The sequence below is a fragment of the Variovorax sp. MHTC-1 genome (genome assembly GCF_003984645.1).
In the GTDB taxonomy this organism is placed as follows: domain Bacteria; phylum Pseudomonadota; class Gammaproteobacteria; order Burkholderiales; family Burkholderiaceae_C; genus Variovorax.
The window spans coordinates 354,735-372,203 of the sequence record NZ_RWKI01000005.1 but is presented as its reverse complement, the minus strand read 5'-3'; the positions used below and the strand labels follow the sequence as shown (position 1 = coordinate 372,203).

At 69.0% G+C, this 17,469-nt stretch carries 20 protein-coding genes; 14 read left to right on the top strand and 6 right to left on the bottom strand.

Going from position 1 to position 17,469, the window contains the following annotated elements; translation table 11 throughout:
• Positions 1-50 precede the first annotated feature (50 nt).
• The 7 genes from EJI01_RS11645 (at position 51) to otsA (ending at position 7,484) form a co-directional block, all read left to right on the top strand.
• Positions 51-611, top strand: coding sequence for an MgtC/SapB family protein (locus tag EJI01_RS11645; protein ID WP_126837263.1), 561 nt, complete (start codon positions 51-53; stop codon positions 609-611).
• Between the two features lie 85 nt (positions 612-696).
• A complete protein-coding gene (locus tag EJI01_RS11640) occupies positions 697-1,380 on the top strand; it encodes a glutathione S-transferase family protein (RefSeq protein WP_126837262.1) in 684 nt (227 codons plus the stop codon).
• Positions 1,381-1,383: 3 nt separating this feature from the next.
• Positions 1,384-2,028, top strand: a complete 645-nt coding sequence (locus EJI01_RS11635; protein ID WP_126837261.1) for a glutathione S-transferase family protein — start codon at positions 1,384-1,386, stop codon at positions 2,026-2,028.
• Between the two features lie 41 nt (positions 2,029-2,069).
• A complete protein-coding gene (locus tag EJI01_RS11630) occupies positions 2,070-3,326 on the top strand; it encodes a multifunctional CCA addition/repair protein (protein WP_126837260.1) in 1,257 nt (418 codons plus the stop codon).
• A 63-nt stretch (positions 3,327-3,389) separates the two neighbouring features.
• Complete coding sequence (otsB, locus tag EJI01_RS11625; RefSeq protein WP_126837259.1) at positions 3,390-4,151, top strand: trehalose-phosphatase; 762 nt, start codon at positions 3,390-3,392, stop codon at positions 4,149-4,151.
• Positions 4,148-6,073: a glycoside hydrolase family 15 protein gene (locus EJI01_RS11620; RefSeq protein WP_126837258.1), complete on the top strand. Its 1,926-nt coding sequence runs from the start codon at positions 4,148-4,150 to the stop codon at positions 6,071-6,073. Before otsB ends, EJI01_RS11620 begins: the two co-directional genes overlap by 4 nt.
• A 25-nt stretch (positions 6,074-6,098) precedes the next feature.
• A complete protein-coding gene (gene otsA, locus EJI01_RS11615; RefSeq protein ID WP_126837257.1) occupies positions 6,099-7,484 on the top strand; it encodes an alpha,alpha-trehalose-phosphate synthase (UDP-forming) in 1,386 nt (461 codons plus the stop codon).
• Between the two features lie 81 nt (positions 7,485-7,565).
• On the opposite strand, the gene EJI01_RS11610 is transcribed toward otsA, so the two are convergent.
• The gene (locus EJI01_RS11610) at positions 7,566-7,880 is read right to left on the bottom strand and encodes a hypothetical protein (RefSeq protein ID WP_126837256.1); all 315 of its coding nucleotides are present in this window, start codon (positions 7,878-7,880) and stop codon (positions 7,566-7,568) included.
• Between the two features lie 182 nt (positions 7,881-8,062).
• Between EJI01_RS11610 and EJI01_RS11605 the strand changes: the two genes are divergently transcribed.
• The gene (locus EJI01_RS11605; protein ID WP_126837255.1) at positions 8,063-9,547 is read left to right on the top strand and encodes a PLP-dependent aminotransferase family protein; all 1,485 of its coding nucleotides are present in this window, start codon (positions 8,063-8,065) and stop codon (positions 9,545-9,547) included.
• Positions 9,548-9,727: 180 nt separating this feature from the next.
• Here the strand turns inward: EJI01_RS11605 and EJI01_RS11600 are convergent, their stop codons facing one another.
• The gene (locus EJI01_RS11600; protein WP_126837254.1) at positions 9,728-10,654 is read right to left on the bottom strand and encodes an ROK family protein; all 927 of its coding nucleotides are present in this window, start codon (positions 10,652-10,654) and stop codon (positions 9,728-9,730) included.
• A gap of 202 nt (positions 10,655-10,856) precedes the next feature.
• Complete coding sequence (locus EJI01_RS11595) at positions 10,857-11,051, bottom strand: DUF2905 domain-containing protein (protein ID WP_093104104.1); 195 nt, start codon at positions 11,049-11,051, stop codon at positions 10,857-10,859.
• 117 nt (positions 11,052-11,168) lie between these two features.
• On the opposite strand from EJI01_RS11595, the gene EJI01_RS11590 reads away from it, so the two are divergent.
• Positions 11,169-11,393 (top strand): hypothetical protein, encoded by a 225-nt coding sequence (locus EJI01_RS11590; RefSeq protein ID WP_126837253.1) that lies wholly within the window; start codon positions 11,169-11,171, stop codon positions 11,391-11,393.
• Positions 11,394-11,421: 28 nt separating this feature from the next.
• Here the strand turns inward: EJI01_RS11590 and EJI01_RS11585 are convergent, their stop codons facing one another.
• Together EJI01_RS11585 and hisN are read right to left on the bottom strand one after the other, a co-directional pair.
• A complete protein-coding gene (locus EJI01_RS11585) occupies positions 11,422-11,961 on the bottom strand; it encodes a helix-turn-helix transcriptional regulator (RefSeq protein ID WP_185878904.1) in 540 nt (179 codons plus the stop codon).
• Positions 11,962-12,106: 145 nt separating this feature from the next.
• On the bottom strand, positions 12,107-12,904 hold the full coding sequence (hisN, locus tag EJI01_RS11580) for a histidinol-phosphatase (RefSeq protein WP_126837251.1): 798 nt from the start codon (positions 12,902-12,904) through the stop codon (positions 12,107-12,109).
• Between the two features lie 116 nt (positions 12,905-13,020).
• Here hisN and EJI01_RS11575 point away from each other — a divergent pair, with 116 nt between their 5' ends.
• Entirely contained in the window at positions 13,021-13,401 is a 381-nt protein-coding gene (locus EJI01_RS11575; protein ID WP_126837250.1) for a DUF5329 family protein, read from the top strand.
• Between the two features lie 41 nt (positions 13,402-13,442).
• Here EJI01_RS11575 and EJI01_RS11570 read toward each other — a convergent pair whose 3' ends face one another.
• On the bottom strand, positions 13,443-14,540 hold the full coding sequence (locus EJI01_RS11570) for a class I SAM-dependent methyltransferase (RefSeq protein ID WP_126837249.1): 1,098 nt from the start codon (positions 14,538-14,540) through the stop codon (positions 13,443-13,445).
• A gap of 17 nt (positions 14,541-14,557) precedes the next feature.
• Here EJI01_RS11570 and EJI01_RS11565 point away from each other — a divergent pair, with 17 nt between their 5' ends.
• The 4 genes from EJI01_RS11565 (at position 14,558) to EJI01_RS11550 (ending at position 17,465) form a co-directional block, all read left to right on the top strand.
• Positions 14,558-15,358, top strand: a complete 801-nt coding sequence (locus tag EJI01_RS11565) for an SDR family oxidoreductase (RefSeq protein ID WP_126837248.1) — start codon at positions 14,558-14,560, stop codon at positions 15,356-15,358.
• On the top strand, positions 15,355-15,744 hold the full coding sequence (locus tag EJI01_RS11560) for a dihydroneopterin aldolase (RefSeq protein ID WP_126837247.1): 390 nt from the start codon (positions 15,355-15,357) through the stop codon (positions 15,742-15,744). Before EJI01_RS11565 ends, EJI01_RS11560 begins: the two co-directional genes overlap by 4 nt.
• A gap of 136 nt (positions 15,745-15,880) precedes the next feature.
• A complete protein-coding gene (gene ttcA / locus EJI01_RS11555) occupies positions 15,881-16,795 on the top strand; it encodes a tRNA 2-thiocytidine(32) synthetase TtcA (RefSeq protein WP_126837246.1) in 915 nt (304 codons plus the stop codon).
• Between the two features lie 28 nt (positions 16,796-16,823).
• Complete coding sequence (locus EJI01_RS11550; RefSeq protein WP_126837245.1) at positions 16,824-17,465, top strand: DUF4136 domain-containing protein; 642 nt, start codon at positions 16,824-16,826, stop codon at positions 17,463-17,465.
• Positions 17,466-17,469: the final 4 nt, after the last annotated feature.

Sequence of the window (17,469 nt, the reverse complement as noted above, 5' to 3'; positions counted from 1 at the left end):
AGGCGGTGCGCGAAGTGCACGAAGCGGCAAGCCTTGGGGGAGGTCGCTGAATGACCTGGTGGGACGAAGCCGCCAGCACCATCGCGGCCGAGTTCTCGGACGTCGGCGACGTCGCCCAGCTCACCCGCATCCTGGTGCGCCTGCTGCTGGCGGCCGTGCTGGGCTTCGCGCTCGGCTTCGAGCGCGAACAGCAGGGCAAGGCCGCCGGCGTGCGCACCCACATGCTGGTGGCGATCGGCTCCGCGCTCTTCGTGCTCGTGCCGCAGCAGACCGGCATCGTGCCGGCCGACATGAGCCGCGTCATCCAGGGCCTGGTGGCGGGCGTGGGCTTTCTCTGCGCCGGCACCATCCTCAAGCAGGGCCGGGACGAACGCCATGTGCAGGGCCTCACCACCGCGGCCGGCCTCTGGATGACGGCCGCGATCGGCATGGCCTGCGGGCTCGGGCGCGAGGTGACGGCGATACTCAGCGCCCTGCTGGCGCTGGCCGTGCTCTCCCTGGTGCCGCGGCTGGTGGCGCTGATCGAGCGCATGGTCGGCCCGCCGAACGGCAACGGCGGCAACGGAAAACCACGCGTGATCGCGTCGCCGGACGACGAAACGAAGCGCTGAGCATCAATAGCCCGCGCCTTCGGCATCAATCGCGCACTGGCCAGCCGCTAGCATCGAGGGCTTTGCAGCAATCTGGAGGACCGTGATGCCCAAGCTCTATATCGGCAACAAGAACTACTCGTCCTGGTCGATGCGGCCCTGGGTGCTCATGAAGCAGGCCGGCATCGCATTCGAGGAGGTCATGGTGCCCTTCGACACCATGGATGCCGACGCGGGCTTCAAGAAGACCATTCGCGCGGTCAGCCCGGTCGGCCGCGTGCCGGTGCTCGAGGACGGCGCCATCGTCGTCTACGACACGCTGGCGATCTGCGAATACCTGGCCGAGAGCCATCCCGACAAGGCCCTCTGGCCGCGCGACAAGGCCCAGCGCGCGCATGCGCGCAGCATCTGCGCCGAGATGCACGCCGGTTTCGGCGCGCTGCGCAGCCACTGCGGAATGAACATCGAGGCGGACCTGCGCGAGCAGGGCCGGATCATCCTGCGCGACAAGCCGGAGGTTCGCGCCGACCTCGCGCGCATCGTGCAGATGTGGAGCGGCCTCCTGGAAACCCATGGCGGGCCGATGCTGTTCGGCGAGTTCGGCATCGCGGATGCGTACTTCGCGCCGGTCGGCGTGCGCATCAGGACCTTCGGCCTGCCGGTGCCTGCCGCGATCTCCGCCTATATCGAGCGCGTACAGCAGCTTCCCGGCGTGAAGGCCTGGATCGATGAGGCGCTGGTCGAGAAGCGCTTCGTGGTCATTGACGAACCCTACCGCTTCGAACGCTGAGACATGTACCGCTTGCACTGCTTCGCCCAGTCGGGCAACAGCTTCAAGGTTGCCTTCCTGCTGCGCGCGCTCGGCCAGCCTTTCGAGACCGTGTTCGTGGACTACATGCAGGGCGGCCTCACGCGCGATCCGGCCTGGCGCGAGACGCTCAACGAGATGGGCGAGGCCCCGGTGCTGGAGGACGGGCCGCTGCGCCTCACGCAGTCCGGCGTGATCCTCACCCACCTGGCCGACAAGCACGGCGCCTACGGCGGCCGTACGCCGGAGGACAGACGCGAGATCCTGCGCTGGCTGCTGTTCGACAACCACAAGTTCACCAGCTACTTCGCGAGCTACCGCTTCGCCAAGTCCTTCGGCGCCAGCGCGCCCGATCCAGCCGTCATGGCCTGGCTCATGGGCCGCATCGATGCCGCTTACGGGGTGGTCGAACGGCACCTGTCGGCGAGCGACTTCATTGTCGGCGCCGAGCCGACCATCGCCGACTTCTCGCTGTCGGGCTATCTCTTCTACCCGGCCGAGGAAAGCGGCATCGACGTGGCGGCGCGCTACCCGCACATCGCGGCCTGGGTCGGGCGCCTCCGAGGCTTGCCGGGCTGGGCGCCGCCCTACGACGTGCTGCCGGGCGAACGCATCGCGCCGCGCTGGTGACGCCGACCGCCGCAGAAGGCCGAGCGCCTAAACTGCGGCGGATGCAAATCTACCTCGTCGGCGGCGCCGTTCGCGATGCGCTGCTGGGCCGGCCCGGCAGCGATCGCGACTGGGTGGTGGTCGGCAGCACGCCCGAACAGATGGCCGCGCGGGGCTACCTGCCCGTGGGCCGCGACTTCCCCGTCTTCCTGCATCCGAAGACGCGCGAGGAATACGCGCTGGCGCGAACCGAGCGCAAGAGCGCACCCGGCTACCGCGGCTTCGTGATCCATGCCTCGCCCGAGATCACGCTCGAGCAGGACCTGGCGCGACGCGACCTCACGGTGAACGCCATCGCGCTGCCGGCCGAGTACGCCGGCGAGACGCTGGACCTCGTCCACATCGTCGACCCCTATCACGGCCGGCGCGACCTCGAACGCAAGCAGCTTCGCCATGTGACCGATGCCTTCCGCGAAGACCCGGTGCGCATCCTGCGCGTCGCGCGTTTCGCGGCCCGCTTCACCGACTTCGGCGTCGCGCCCGAGACCATGGCGCTGATGCGCGAGATGGTGGCCGCCGGCGAAGTCGATGCACTGGTGCCCGAGCGGGTCTGGCAGGAGCTTGCACGCGGGCTGACGGAAGCCAGGCCTTCGCGCATGTTCGAACTGTTGCGCGACTGCGGCGCGCTGGCCGTGCTGCTGCCCGAGGTCGACCGGCTGTGGGGCGTGCCGCAGCCCGAAGCCCATCATCCGGAGGTCGACACGGGCGCGCACCTCATGATGGTGCTCGACATGGCGGCCCGGCTCGAAGCGCCGCTTTCGGTGCGCTTCGCCTGCCTGGTGCATGACCTCGGCAAGGGCACCACGCGGGCCGAGGCGCTGCCGCGCCACATCGGCCACGAGCAGCGCAGCGTCGAACTGCTGCGCGCCGTGTGCGAGCGTTGGCGCGTGCCGGTCGAACTGCGCGAACTGTCCGAGGTGGTGGCGCGCGAGCACGGCAACATCCACCGCAGCGGCGAGCTCGGAGCGAAGGCGCTGGTTCGGCTGCTCGAACGCTGCGATGCGTTTCGCAAACCCGAGCGGTTCGATCAGGCGTTGCTGGCCTGCGAATGCGATGCGCGCGGGCGGCTCGGGCTCGAGGACAAGCCGTATCCACAGCGCGAACGGCTGCTGGCCGCGCTGGCCGCGGCCCGATCCGTCGAAACGGAGCCGATCGCGCGCGCGGCGCAGCAGGCGGGCGCCGCCGGCGCGAGGATCGGCGAGGCAATCGCCCGCGCGCGCGTGGCAGCCGTGGCCGCCGCGCTCCCTGTTTCCGTCTGAAAAAACGATTGCCGGCTTTGACCGACGCCCTCCGCCCTGCGACTCTGTTATGGTTTTCCCTCCATGCAGACGCCCCCTCGCCTTACCCCCGACGCCGCGTTGTTCCTCGACTTCGACGGCACCCTGGTGGCCATCGCCGAGACGCCCGAGGCGATCGACGTGCCCAGCGCCCTGGTCCCGCTGCTGAGCGACCTGAGTGACCTCTTGGACGGCGCGCTGGCGGTCGTGTCCGGCCGGCAGATCGACGTGCTCGACCGATTCCTCGCGCCGCTGCGCCTGCCGGCCGCCGGCGAGCACGGCGTGCAGCGCCGCGATGCCGAGGGCCGGATGCAGGAGCAGCGCGCGCCCGACCTCAAGCTGGTGCTGGACACCGCCAACGAACTCGCGCGCGTCTACGAAGGCCTGCTGGTGGAACGCAAGCATGCCGCGATCGCCCTGCATTACCGGCTCGCGCCGCAGCTCGAAGCCGTCTGCCGCGACGCGTTGCTGCGCGTGATCGACGGCCAGCCGCAGCTGGAGCTGCTGCACGGCAAGTTCGTTTTCGAGGTCAAGCCCGCGGGCGTCAACAAGGGCATCGCGATCGATGCCTTCCTGCGCGAGGCGCCCTTCGCCGGCCGCATGCCGGTTTTCGCAGGCGACGACACCACCGACGAAAGCGGCTTCGCCATCGTGCAGCCGCGCGGCGGCGTGGCGATCAAGGTCGGATCGGGTCCCAGCCTGGCGCTGCACCGGCTGGATTCTCCCCGCGCCGTGTTCGAATGGCTGGTCCAGGCACGCGATCTGCTCGCGGGACCGGTATCCGACACCCGAGGAAAACCTGCATGACGACGAATCTGAAAGAGATCGCCGCGCCCGAAGACCGCGCCGGCGAGGCGATCGCCGGCGCCGCCGGCGCGAGCGACAAGGCAGCGCCGCATCCCGAGGTACTGGAATCACCCGCTGGCCGCCGCGGCTTCGTTGCGCCGGCCGAACCCTCGCTGAAGCTGGGCGTGATCGGCAACTGCGCCTTCAGCGCGCTGGTCGACGAGCGCGGCCGCATCGTCTGGTGCTGCCTGCCGCGTTTCGACGGCGAGCCGGTGTTCAACGCGCTGCTGCATCCGGCCGAGGATGCGAGCGCATGGGCCATAGAGATCGAGGACTTCGCGTCGTCCAAGCAGTGGTACGAGCCGAACACCGCCGTGCTGCGCACCCAGCTCTTCGACAGCGCAGGCCAGGGCCTCGAGATCACCGACCTGGCGCCGCGCTTTCACAGCCGCTCGCGCTATTTCAGGCCGCTCACCCTCGTTCGCCGCGTCAGGCCGATCCAGGGCACGCCGCGCATCCGCGTTTCGCTCGCGCCGCGCTTCCAGTGGGGCGCGACGGCGCCGACCATCACGCGCGGCAGCAACCACATCCGCTACGTGGGGCCCGACTTCGCGCTGCGCCTCAACACCGACGCCTCGGTTTCGCACGTGCTGTCGCAACAGCCCTTCGTGCTGTCGCGCGAGCACAACTTCGTGTTCGGCGCCGACGAGACGCTGACCGACGGCATCGCCGACACGGCCCGCCATTTCGAGCAGGAGACCATCGCCTACTGGCGCACCTGGAGCAAGCGGCTCGCGATCCCCTTCGAGTGGCAGGACGCGGTGATCCGCGCCGCGATCACGCTCAAGATGTCGCTCTACGAGGACACCGGCGCCATCGTCGCCGCCATGACCACCAGCATCCCCGAGGCGCCGGGCAGCCAGCGCAACTGGGACTACCGCTTCTGCTGGCTGCGCGACGCCTTCTTCGTGGTGCGCGCGCTCAACAGCCTGTCCGAAGTCGGCACCATGGAAGACTACCTGCGCTGGCTCGGCAACGTGGTGATCGGCTCGCACGGCGAGCACATCCAGCCGCTCTACGGCATCGGCCTGGAGCGCGAGCTGCCGGAGTCCTTCGTCGAAGGGCTGGCCGGCTACCGCGGCATGGGGCCGGTGCGCGTGGGCAACCAGGCGCAGGAGCACTTCCAGCACGACGTCTACGGCAACATCGTGCTCGGCGCCTCGCAGGCCTTCCACGACCACCGCCTGCTCAGCCGCGCCGGCGTGGCCGAGTTCCCGTACCTCGAGGCCGTGGGCGAACAAGCCATCCGCGTCTACGGCACGCCCGACGCCGGCATGTGGGAGCTGCGCACGCGCGCGCGCATCCACACCAGCTCGGCGCTGATGAGCTGGGCCGCCTGCGACCGGCTCGCGAAGGTGGCGCGCGCGCTCGGCCTGCCGGAACGCGCGGCCTACTGGCACGGCCATTCCTCGCGCATGCGCGAGGAGATCCTCACCAAGTCCTGGTGCGAGGAGCGCCAGGCCTTCGCCGAGAGCTTCGGCGGCCACGAGCTCGACGCGAGCATCCTGCTGATGGTCGAGGTCGGCCTGATCGACGCGCGCGACCCGCGCTTCATCTCGACCGTCGAGGCGATGGAGAAATCGCTCTGCGACGGCCCCTACATGCGCCGCTACGAGGCAGCCGACGATTTCGGCAAGCCCGAGACGGCCTTCAACATCTGCACCTTCTGGCGCATCGACGCCCTGGCCAAGATCGGCCGCAAGGCCGAGGCGCGGCAGATCTTCGAAACCATGCTGGCGGCACGCAATCCGCTGGGCCTGCTGTCGGAAGACACGCACCCGGTCACAGGCGAGATGTGGGGCAACTTCCCGCAGACCTATTCGATGGTGGGAATCATCAATGCGGCGGTGCGGTTGTCGGCGCCGTGGGATTCGTGCATATGAACCCGGCCGCCATCACAAGGAGCCCATGAGCCGTCTCGTCGTCATTTCCAATCGCGTCGCCGATCCGCGCAAGCCCGCAGCCGGTGGGCTGGCCGTCGCGCTCGGCGAAAGCCTGCAGCTGACCGGCGGCCTGTGGTTCGGCTGGAGCGGCACCATCGTCGAGAACGGCCCGACCGGCGAAGGCGAAATGCACCGGCAGCAGGCCGGCAAGGTCACCCTCGCCACCATCGACCTCGGCCGCGAAGACCACGATAGCTACTACCTCGGCTACAGCAACGACGTGCTGTGGCCGGTGTTCCACGACCGGCTGGACCTGGCCAACTTCGAGGCCAGCTTCATCGGCGGCTACCGGCGCGTGAACCAGCTGTTCGCGCGCAAGCTGCTGCCGCTCTTGCAGGACGACGACATCATCTGGGTGCACGACTATCACCTGATCCCGCTCGCGGCCGAGCTGCGCGCGATGGGATGCCGGCAGCGCATCGGCTTCTTCCTGCACATCCCGCTGCCGCCGCACATCATCATGGCGGCGGTCCCGCAGCATGAATGGCTCATGCGCTCGCTGTTCGCCTACGACCTGATCGGCTTCCAGGCCCAGCAGGACGTGCAGCATTTCGAGCAGTACGTGCGCAACGAGGCCAACGGCGCCTTCATGGGCAACAGCATCTACCGCGCCTACGGCCAGACCGTGCGCTGCGGCGCCTTCCCGATCGGCATCGACGTCGACGAGTTCGCCGCGCTCACGCATGCCAAGGAGTCGCGCGACATGTACGAGACCATGAAGCGCGAGTATTCGAGCCGGCGCCTGCTGCTGGGCATCGACCGGCTCGACTACTCCAAGGGAATCCCAAACCGCGTGCGCTCCTTCCGCGAACTGCTGGCCAACTACCCGGAGAACCGCCGCAGCGCGACCCTGATCCAGATCGCCTCGCCCACGCGCGAGACGGTCGACGCCTACGCCGACATCCGGCGCGAGCTCGAGTCGCTGTGCGGCGCCATCAACGGCGATTACGGCGAGCTCGACTGGATGCCGGTGCGCTACATCCACCGCATGGTGGCGCGCAAGCGCGTGCCGGGCCTGTGCCGCGCGGCTGCGGTCGGGCTGGTAACGCCGCTGCGCGACGGCATGAACCTGGTGGCCAAGGAATACATCGCTGCGCAGGACCCGGCCGACCCGGGCGTGCTGGTGCTGTCGCGCTTCGCCGGCGCGGCCGAGCAATTGAAGGAGGCGCTGCTGGTGAACCCCTACGACACCCACGGCACCGCCGAGACCGTGCAGCAGGCGCTGCAGATGCCGCTGGAGGAGCGCCGCGAGCGCCATCAGAAGCTGCTGTCGCGCATCCGCGAGCAGGACATCCACTGGTGGCGGCGCAGCTTTCTCGACGCCCTGCGCGCGGCCGAGAGCGTGCGCTAGCCCCCGCCGCCGCAGGGCCGCCCCAAGGCGGGCTGCGCCCCCTTGGGGGGCAGCGAGGACACGCAGTGCCGAGCGTGGGGGCTAGCCCCCCAGCAGTTGCCACAGCCGCGCGACGCGCGAGTTCGCTGCCGGCACGACAGGCGCCGCCTGAGGCACGCCCCGCAGGCGCGCCGGCGCCAGCGCCGTGACCTCGACCCAGCCGCCGCGCCCGGCTGCATAGGCCTCGCCCTCGCCGAAGCTGTTCTGCACGCTGAGTACGGTCTCGCCAAGCCAGGACGGCGGCGACACGATGCGCACGTGGCCTTCCATGACCAGCAGCGAGGCGCCTGCATCGAGGGCCACGTGCAGCGACTGGCCAAGCTCGAGCCGCGTGGTTTCGGGAAGATCGCTGGTCATGGCAGGCCTCGTTCGGTGCGAAGTGGAGATGCCTGAATCGTAGGCAGCGGGGTGCCTTGAAAACAGGCACAGCCAAGGACAATCGGAAGCGGAACAGTTCGGCGCCGGGCCCATCTGTTATGGTCGTTTTTCCGGGCATCTGCATCTGTTATCCCTGCCGTCATTGCCCGAGCATCGAAGCCATGGACTCACCCCCGCTCTATCGGCAGCTGGCCGCGCGCTACCTGGATGCGATCCGCGCCGGCTCGCTCCGGCCCGGCGACAAGCTGCCTTCGCTGCGCAGCCTGATGCGCCAGCACGGCATCAGCCTCTCGACCGCGCTGCAGCTGTGCCGCGCGTTGGAGAGCGAGGGCTGGGTCGAGGCCCGCGAGCGCTCGGGCTACTTCGTGCGGCGCCCGCGGCGCCTGTCGATCGCGGCCATGGACGAGCCCGCGGCCGACCGGGCGCCCGACCCGGCGCAGTACGTCGGCATCCACGCCAAGGTCTCGGACTTCGTCGCGCGCCGCCGGCAGATCCCCGAGAAGCTCAACCTCTCCATCGCGCGCGGCGCGCCGGAGCTCTATCCGGCCGAGGCGCTGCGCAACGCCATGACGCGCATGCTGCGCCAGCAACCCGGCATGCTGGCGATCGCCGCGCCGCTGAAGGGCCATCGCCAGTTCCGCGAAGTGCTCGCGCAGCGCAGCGTGCGCGTGGGCATGACGATCTCGCCGGAGGACATCCTGGTCACCAACGGCTGTATCGAGGCGCTCAATCTCGCGCTGCGCGCCGTGGCGCAGCCGGGCGACACGGTGGCGGTGGAGTCGCCCACCTTCTACGGCCTGCTGCAGGTGCTCGAGAGCCTCGGCATGCGCGCGCTGGAGATTCCGACCAGCCCGCAGACCGGCATCTCGATCGAGGCGCTGGAGCTCGCGATCCGCACCTACGACAACATCAAGGCCGTGGTGGTGGTGCCGCACCTGCAGAACCCGCTGGGCAGCGTGATGCCCGATGCCCACAAAGTGCGGCTCGCGCAGTTGTGCGAGCAGCATGCGATCCCCTTGATCGAGGACGACACCTACAGCGAGCTCGTCGAGGCGCCAATGCCGCCGCGCGCGATCAAGTCCTGGGACGCCAGCGGCAACGTGATCCATTGCGCTTCGCTGCACAAGATCCTCGCCCCCGGCCTGCGGCTGGGCTGGATCGCGGCCGGGCGCTGGCAAGCGCGCGTGGAGATGCTCAAGTTCGCCCAGACGCGCAACAACGAGGGACTCTCGCAAGGCGCGGCAGGCCACTTCATGGCCACCGGCGCCTACGACCGCCACCTGCGTCATCTGCGCAACTGCCTGAAGACGCAGCGCGAGCAGACCGCCGATGCGATCGCCGGCTGCTTTCCTGCGGGCACGCGCATCAACCTGCCTCCCGGCGGCTTGCAGCTGTGGGTCGAGCTGCCCGAGCGCCTCTCCTCGTCGCGGGTCTTCGATGCGGCGCTCGCCGAGCGGATCGTGGTGGCGCCCGGCACGCTGTTCTCGAACTCCTCGCGCTTCGACCACTATCTGCGCATCAACTGCGGCTGGCCCTACGGCGATGCGGTGGACTCGGGGTTGCGCCGGCTGGGGCAGATCGTGGCGGCTTGTGCGCGTGCGGGGCGGGTGGCGGAGCGGGGGTTGACTGTTGCGGTGGCCGCGTGATGACCGACCTCCCTCTCCCTCCGGGAGAGGGTTGGGGTGAGGGCACTTCGGCGTCTGATTTGTACGTTGCGTTTGGTGTGAGGCCGGAGCCGGGTCTCGCCGCCGGGGCCGAACTCCCGGCTCCGGCGACCAAAAAAGCGCAGCGCATAAATCAATGGCCCGGGAGAGGGAGCCAACACCTCAATCCAGCAGCGCCAGCGCCCCGTAGTCACCCACTTTGTCGCCCAGCCCCGCGGGCACCAGCACCGCGCCGCGCGTCAGGGCAACCAGCTTGCCGTCGACCTGCGCCTGCAGGCGCGGCAGCAGGAACTCGCGGTTGTTCCAGAACACGCTGCCGCCCAGGCTGATGCGTTCGAGGTCCAGGGTTGCGACCAGGTTGTAGAGCATGCGGCCCATCACGCGGCACAGCGCATCGGTGGTGGCCACCGCCTGCGGGTCGCCTGCGGCTGCCGCGGCGAAGAGCTCGGGGGCCGAATGTCCGAAGCGGCGCGCGATCGAGTTGCCGGCGGCCAGGCCTTCGACGTCGCCGAGGTTGCCGCAGCCGCACAGCGCATTGCTGTCGTCGTCGACCACGAAACTGTGGCCCGCATGGCCCGCGTTGCCGTTCTTGCCGTGCAGGATGCGGCCGTCGACACACAGGCCCACGCCGACGCCGGTGCTCCAAGTGACATAGGCGCAGTGGTCGGCGCCTTGCAGCGCACCCCAGCGGCGCTCGGCCTCGAGCGCCGCCACCGCGTCGTTCTCGACCCGCACATGAGCGAAGCGCCGCTTGAGCGGGGCTTCGACGATCGCCGTCATCCAGTTGTTGGGCAGGCCGCGCGCCGGGCCCGCGATGCCGCCGCAGATGTTGGGGGTGGCCAGCTCGACCATGCCGTCGCGCAGCACGAAGGGGCCGGCCGAAGACACGCCCACGCGGTCGACCGAATCGGCGGCGATGCCCTGCTCGGCGCAGATCTCGTCGATGAGCCGCAGGATCTGCAGCGCGACCGCATCGTTGTCGCCGGTCTTGGCGGTCGGCTCGCTGCGCCGCCCGATCAGCGGGGATGCGCTGTCGGCCGACAGGCTCACGGCCACTTTGGTGCCGCCGATATCGACACAACCCCTCATCTCAGTCGCTCCACGCGGCCCATTCCAGGAACACCGCGGAACCGGCTTTGCCGGGCCGCTGGTGCTGCCCCCGGTGAGGGCTGAAGGCCGCGGCTCCAAGCCTGCCTGCGCAGGCTTGGACGGCCTGAAGGGCCAAGGCCTCCGTGCCGCGGCACGTTGGGCGGCCACACGAAGTGGGCAAGCCTGGGGGAGAGCTTCATCCTCAAATCCACTTTGCGATCAATGCTGCGATGGTGCTGAGTACTACCGTGCTGCCGATCGGCAGCTGCCATTCGCGCCCGAAGGCTCGGAACTCGAAGTCGCCGGGCAGGCGCCCGAAGCCGTAGCGCCGCAGCCACTCCGTGAGCCCGCTCATGAGGACCAGTGCAAGCACCACGACGATCAGCCAGCGAATCATGCGAAGAGTCTAGCGCTGCCGGAAAGAGGCCGTTGGCCATGCATGCATGACGCAAAAGTGCAAGACCGCGAGGCCGTGTCTTCGGATCATCGAAGCTCTTTTCAGAAGGAGCACATCATGTTCGAACCCACCCCCCGAGCCGGGCTGGCCGGCCTGCTGTGCGTGCTGGCCGCCGGCATCGGCGGCTGCGATGCGCGGGGCACCATTCATTCGGCAGCCCAGGCCACCGAAGCGTGGAGCGACCACGGCAAGGTCATCGTCTGGCAGGGCATGGAGGAGCCGCGCGAACGCACGTCCGCCGCGCGGACCGAAGGCGCGGGTGGCCCTGTCAACGATCTGTGAGGATGGCCCCGTGGCCGCAGCCGGCTTCTCAAGCCGCCAGCCGCAAGGCCGGCGGCATCGCCATGCGATGCGCGAACACCGAACGCAGCGCGGCCGCAGCCCCGCCGCCGTCGCGCAGATGGCGCGGCGTCACGCCGGCGGTCTCGCCGAAAACCCGCGTCATGTGCGCCTGGTCCGCAAAGCCGTGTTCCGCAGCGACCTGCGCCAGCGGCATGCCGTCGGCGATTGCGCAGGCCGCGCGTTGGAAGCGCACCAGCCGCGCGTAGGTGCGCGGCGCCACGCCGAGACAACGCCGGAAATCGCGCTCGAGCTGGCGCCGGCTCACGCGGTGCCGGCGCGCCAGTTCGTCGATCGGCGTATCGGCCGCATCGAGCAGCGACATCGCCGCGGTGGCCGCGCGCTCGAGCTGCCAGCCCAGCGGGCGGCGTTCGCCGATGCGGCTTTCGAGCCAGCGTCCGAGGACCGCAGCGCGCCCCTCGCCGGGCGTCGCATCGATCAGCGCGATCAATCCCAGCAAGGCAGGATGCCGCGAGGGCAGGATCGCCGCATGGATGGCGTGAACGGACATGGAATGAGCTCCCGCGAGACAGTGAGGGAGCATCGATTCTTGGGAACACGGCGCCGGCTGTCCTGAGGCGGCTGTCCCGGTTCGGCCCGTGCGGGCGCGTCAACGCCCTGGGCAGGCGGGACAAAGGTCCCGCGCGCGTTTCTTTTCAGCGGCCGCCGGCCGCCGCGCCCAACACCGCGAGCGCCTCCCGGTGCAAGGCCGGCGTGGCCGCGGCGATCACGCGGCCGTCGGACTGCAGGCCCAGCGGCCGGCCTTGCCAGTCGGTGATCACGCCACCGGCGGCCTCGATCAGCCCGGCCGGGCCCAGGTAGTCGTAGGGCTGCAGGCCGGTTTCGACCACCAGGTCGATGGTGCCGCCCGCGAGCTGGGCATAGCCGTAGCAGTCGCCGCCGAAACGGCGCATCGCGCAGCGGCGGCTCAGCGTGTCGAAGGCCTGCCAGTCGGCCGCGTTGAAGATATCGGGCGACGTGGTGACGATGCGCGCCTCAGCCACAGCGCTGCAGCTGCTCGCGCGCACCGGCTGCCCGTTGCGCTCGGCACCGAGGCCGTGCAGGCCGACCCAGCGCTCCCGAAGCACCGGCATGTCGATCATGCCGAGCTCGACGCGGCCGCCGCGCACCAGCGCGATCAGCGTGCCCCAAAGCGGCGAGCCGGTGATGAAGCTGCGCGTGCCGTCGATCGGGTCCAGCACCCAGACGCTCGCGGCATCCACGCGCTCCAGGCCGTGCTCCTCGCCGAAGATGCCGTCGGCCGGGCGCTCTTTGCCGAGGATCTCGCGCATCGCGGTCTCGGCCGCGCGGTCGGCCTGGGTGACCGGGCTTTCGTCGGCCTTGGCGATGATGTCGAGCGGCGTGCGGAAGTAGGCCAGCGACAGCGCGGCGGCCGCATCGGCCAGCGCATCGGCGATGCGCAGATCGTCCTGCAAGGGGGCGTGGGAACTCATGGCGCGAAAATGCAAAGGAATAGATTAAACCTGACGCCGAGCTGCCTTGACGCCGGACATGCCGCGCCGCCACCATCGGTTGGACTGCCAATAACAAGCTGTTGGAGATTCATGCAATGAACATTCTGAGATTCATGCAAGGCCTGCTGGCCGCGCTGGCGCTGTGTGCGGCCGGTCCGGCGTCCGCCACGCCTTCGGCCTCCGAACAAAAAGTGATCGAGACGCTGATCCAGCGCGTCGCCCACCACAAGTCGATGAAGTTCATGCGCAACGGCGAGGAGCACGATGCGGCCGAAGCGGCGCGGCACCTGCGCGCCAAGTACGACCACTTCAAGGACAAGATCGTGACCGCCGAGGACTTCATCAGGCTGTGCGGCACGCGCTCCGAAGTGACGAAGGTGCCTTACAAGGTTCGTACCGCGGGCAAAGGCACGCGCGATTCCGCCGATTTCTTGAAGGAAGAGCTTCGGCTGGTGCGTCGGCAAGCCAAGGCCTGACCCGCGCCGCCGCGACGATCTCGGCGAATCATCCGGTCCCTTCAGAGGGTGTGGCTGCGGTCTCCCTCGGCAAAGCCGATGGCATCCCAGGCCTCGCCGACCGCGAAGCCGATCACTTTGAAGAGCTCGCCCATCTCGTGCTCGTGGATCAGGCGCGCCGCCAGCGTTCGCTCCGCCAGGGAGGCCTGCTCCATCATCGGCAGGATGCCGGCGTTGAGCAGGAACCTCGCCTGGCTGGCATAGCCCAGCACCTCGAAGCCGGCCTCCTGGCCCGCGAGCGCCACGCCCGTGAAGTCGACGTGCGCCGTGATGTCCTTCTCGCCCACTTCCGCCAGCGGATCGCCGTCCGCCTGGTGGCCGCGGTGGCACATCACGGTGCCCATGTGGCGCTGCGGGTGGTAGTACTCGGCTTCGGGAAAGCCGTAGTCGATGAAGAAGGCCGCGCCTTCCTTCAGCCGATCGGCCAGCGTGGCGATGAAGGCCTCGGCCTGGGGGTGGATCTCGGTCAGGTAGTCATGCACGCCCTCGATCGAGACCGGCGGCCGCAGCTCGGTCGGCCGGTCTTCCCAAGCGAAGCCCTCGCCCCGGCGCACCACGCCGCGTTCGAACCAGGCGCCGCCGCTGCGCGCCAGCAGCTGCACCGGCATCGCATCGAGCACTTCGTTGCCGACCACCACGCCGCGCATCGTCTCCGGCAGCTCGTGCAGCCACTCGACCTTGCCGGCGTGACGCGCGAGCGCCTGCTGCTGGCGCTCGCGCAAGATGCCGGACAGGTCGACGATGCGATAGCGCTCGACGCGATCGCCCAAAGCGTCGAGCAGCTGCAGCGCGAGCGCTCCCGAGCCGGCGCCGAATTCCCAGAGCTCGTCGGTCCCGGTCTTCGCCAGCGCCTCGGCCACCTGCACGGCCAGGGCGCGGCCGAACAGCGGCGTGAGCTCGGGCGCGGTCACGAAGTCGCTGCCCGAGGAGGGCATCTGTCCGAACTTGCGGCTCGCATTGGCGTAGTAGCCCAGGCCCGGCGCATAAAGAGCCAGGGCCATGAAACGGTCAAATGGCAGCCAGCCCCCGGCGCGCTGCAGGGTGGCATCGATAATCCGGGTCAAGGGGGTGGCGCGTTCGGCGCCGTGCTCCTGGTTCATACGGGAAATCTATCAGGATGGCTGAATCGACCCCACGCCACGGCGTGCTCGTGACCGGCGGCGGCCAGCGGCTCGGCGCCGCGGTCTGCGAGGCCTTCGCGCGCGCGGGCTGGACAGTGTGGTGCCAGTACCGCGCCTCGCGCGTGCAGGCCGAGGCGCTGTGCGCGCGCTTGCGCGCAGAAGGGCACCGCGCCACGGCGGTCGAGGCCGACATCGCGAGCGAGGAAGGACGGCGCACGCTGATCGCCAAGGCCACGGCCGGCGGCCCGCTGGGCTGCGTCGTCAACAACGCCTCCGCCTTCGAGCCCGACACCGGCCTGGATTTCGACGCCGATGCCGCGCTGCGCCAGCTCGGCGTGAACCTGATCGCGCCGCTGTCCTTTGCACGGCTGCTCGCGAAGAGCGCCGCGCCCGGCGACGGCATCGACCGCTCGGCCATCCACATCCTGGACCAGAAGGTCTACAACCTGAACCCCGATTACTTTTCCTACACGGTGTCCAAGCTGGCGCTGGAGCGCGCCGTGGCCTTGCAAGCGCAGGCGCTGGCGCCGGCGGTGCGCGTGTGCGGCGTGGCGCCGGGCATCCTCTACACCAGCGGGCCGCAGGACCGGGCCAATTTCGAGAAGGCCTCGCGCGCCAACCTGCTGCGCCGGCCCATCGATCCGGCCGACGTGACCCGCGCTTGCGTCTTTCTTGCCGGCACGCCCAGCATGACGGGCACCACCCTTTGCGTCGACAACGGCCAGCACCTGGTGCCGCTCCCGCGCGACATCATGTTCGTCGTCGACGAGCTGCTCCAGGAAGATTCCAAGCCATGACCACTGCCGCTCTCGACCCCCTTCTGCTCTCGTGCCGGCGCGTCTTTCTGCGCGACTACGAGGTCTGGATCAACATCGGCGTGCACGAATTCGAGAAGCGCGCCGAGCAGCGCGTGATCATCAACGTCGACCTCTACGTGCCGCTTGACGTTTCGACGCCGAAGTCGGACGAACTCGACGAAGTGGTCGACTACGACTTCATCCGCCGCACCGTCGCCACGCGCCTCTCCAAGGGCCACATCCACTTGCAGGAAACGCTGTGCGACGACATCCTCACGCAGGTGCTCGCCCATCCCAAGGTGCAGGCCGCGCGCGTGTCGACGGCCAAGCCCGATGTCTATCCCGACTGCGATGCAGTGGGAGTCGAAGTTTTTAGGAGCAAGTGAATGGCTCTCCCCCAGGCTTCGCGCACTTCGTGTCGCGCGCGCCTTCCCCCTCGCCGGGGGCAACACAAGCGGCCCGGCAAAGCCGGTTCCGCGGTGTTCCTGGAAATACTGTCTTTGAATGAAAGCGGGTTGCACCATGAGTGCTCTTTGGACTGACATCGAAACCGAGACGCCTCGCGACGCGTCGCTCAAGATCGAGCGCGAGACCCACAAGCTCGAGAAGCGCCTGTGCCGCGAGGTCGGCCGCGCGATCGTGGACTACAACATGATCGAGGAAGGCGACAAGGTCATGGTCTGTGTCTCGGGCGGCAAGGACAGCTATGCACTGCTCGATATCCTGCAGAAGCTCCGCGCCCGCGCGCCGATCCACTTCGACATCGTCGCGGTCAACCTCGACCAGAAGCAGCCCGGCTTTCCCGAGGACGTGCTGCCCGACTACCTCAGTGCGCTCGGCGTGCCCTTCCATATCGAGGAGCAGGACACCTACTCGATCGTGAAGCGCGTGATTCCAGAGGGCAAGACCACCTGCGGCCTGTGCAGCCGGCTGCGCCGCGGCATCCTCTACCGCGTGGCCGACGAGCTCGGCGCCACCAAGGTCGCGCTGGGCCACCACCGCGACGACATGCTGCAGACCTTCTTCCTCAACATGTTCTTCGCCGGCAAGCTCAAGTCGATGCCGCCCAAGCTGGTGAGCGACGACGGCCGTCACATCGTGATCCGGCCGCTGGCCTACGTGGCCGAGAAGGACCTGGTGCGCTGGGCCCAGCACCGCGCGTTCCCGATCATCCCGTGCACGCTGTGCGGCAGCCAGGAGAACCTGCAGCGCAAGCAGGTCGGCGAGATGCTGCGCGAGTGGGACCGCAAGCATCCCGGGCGCGTCGAGAACATGTTCAATGCGCTGCAGAACGTGGTGCCCTCGCATCTGCTCGATGGAACGCAACACGACTTCAAGGGTCTCAAGGCCACCGGCGTGGCCGATGCCGAAGGCGACAAGGCCTTCGACGCGCCAGAGTTCCCGGCGCCGTCCGCGCTGCGCATCGTGCAGCTTTGAGGAGCGGCGCCTCCACCAGGAGATCCGCATGAAACTTGCGCTCGCCGCCCTTGTGCTGACCGTCGGCCTCACCGGCTGCGCCACCCGCTGGGTGGTCGACAGCGAGGTGAAAAGCTTCTCCAGCATCAGCGCCGTTCCGGCCGGCGCCACCTACCGCTTCGAACGCCTGCCCTCGCAGCAGGCCAGCGAGGCTTCGCAGCTTCAGCTCGAAGCGATGGCAGGCGCCGCGCTCGAACGCGTCGGCCTGCGCCGCGACGATTCCAACCCACGCTACACGGCGCAGATCGGCGCCCGCGTGACGGCCGAGCGCTCCCCCTGGGCGGACCCCTGGTTCTACGGCGGCGGGCCGTGGGGGCCCTACCGCTACGGCCGCTACGGCTCGCCCTGGTACGGCTCACCCTGGTACGGCCGGGGCTGGTACGGCGGCGGCTGGTACGGACCGGCCTTCCCGCCAGCCTCGAACCCCTGGTATGCGCGCGAGGTCAGCATCGTGCTGCGCGAACTGCCGTCCAACCGCGTCGTGTATGAAACCCATGCGCGCAACGACGGCCCCTACACGGCCAGCGCGACGGTGCTGCCGGTGATGTTCCAGGCTGCCTTGCAGGGCTTTCCGAATCCGCCGAAGGGCGAGCGCCGCGTGGACATCGAGGTCTCGACCGCGAAAAACTAGAATC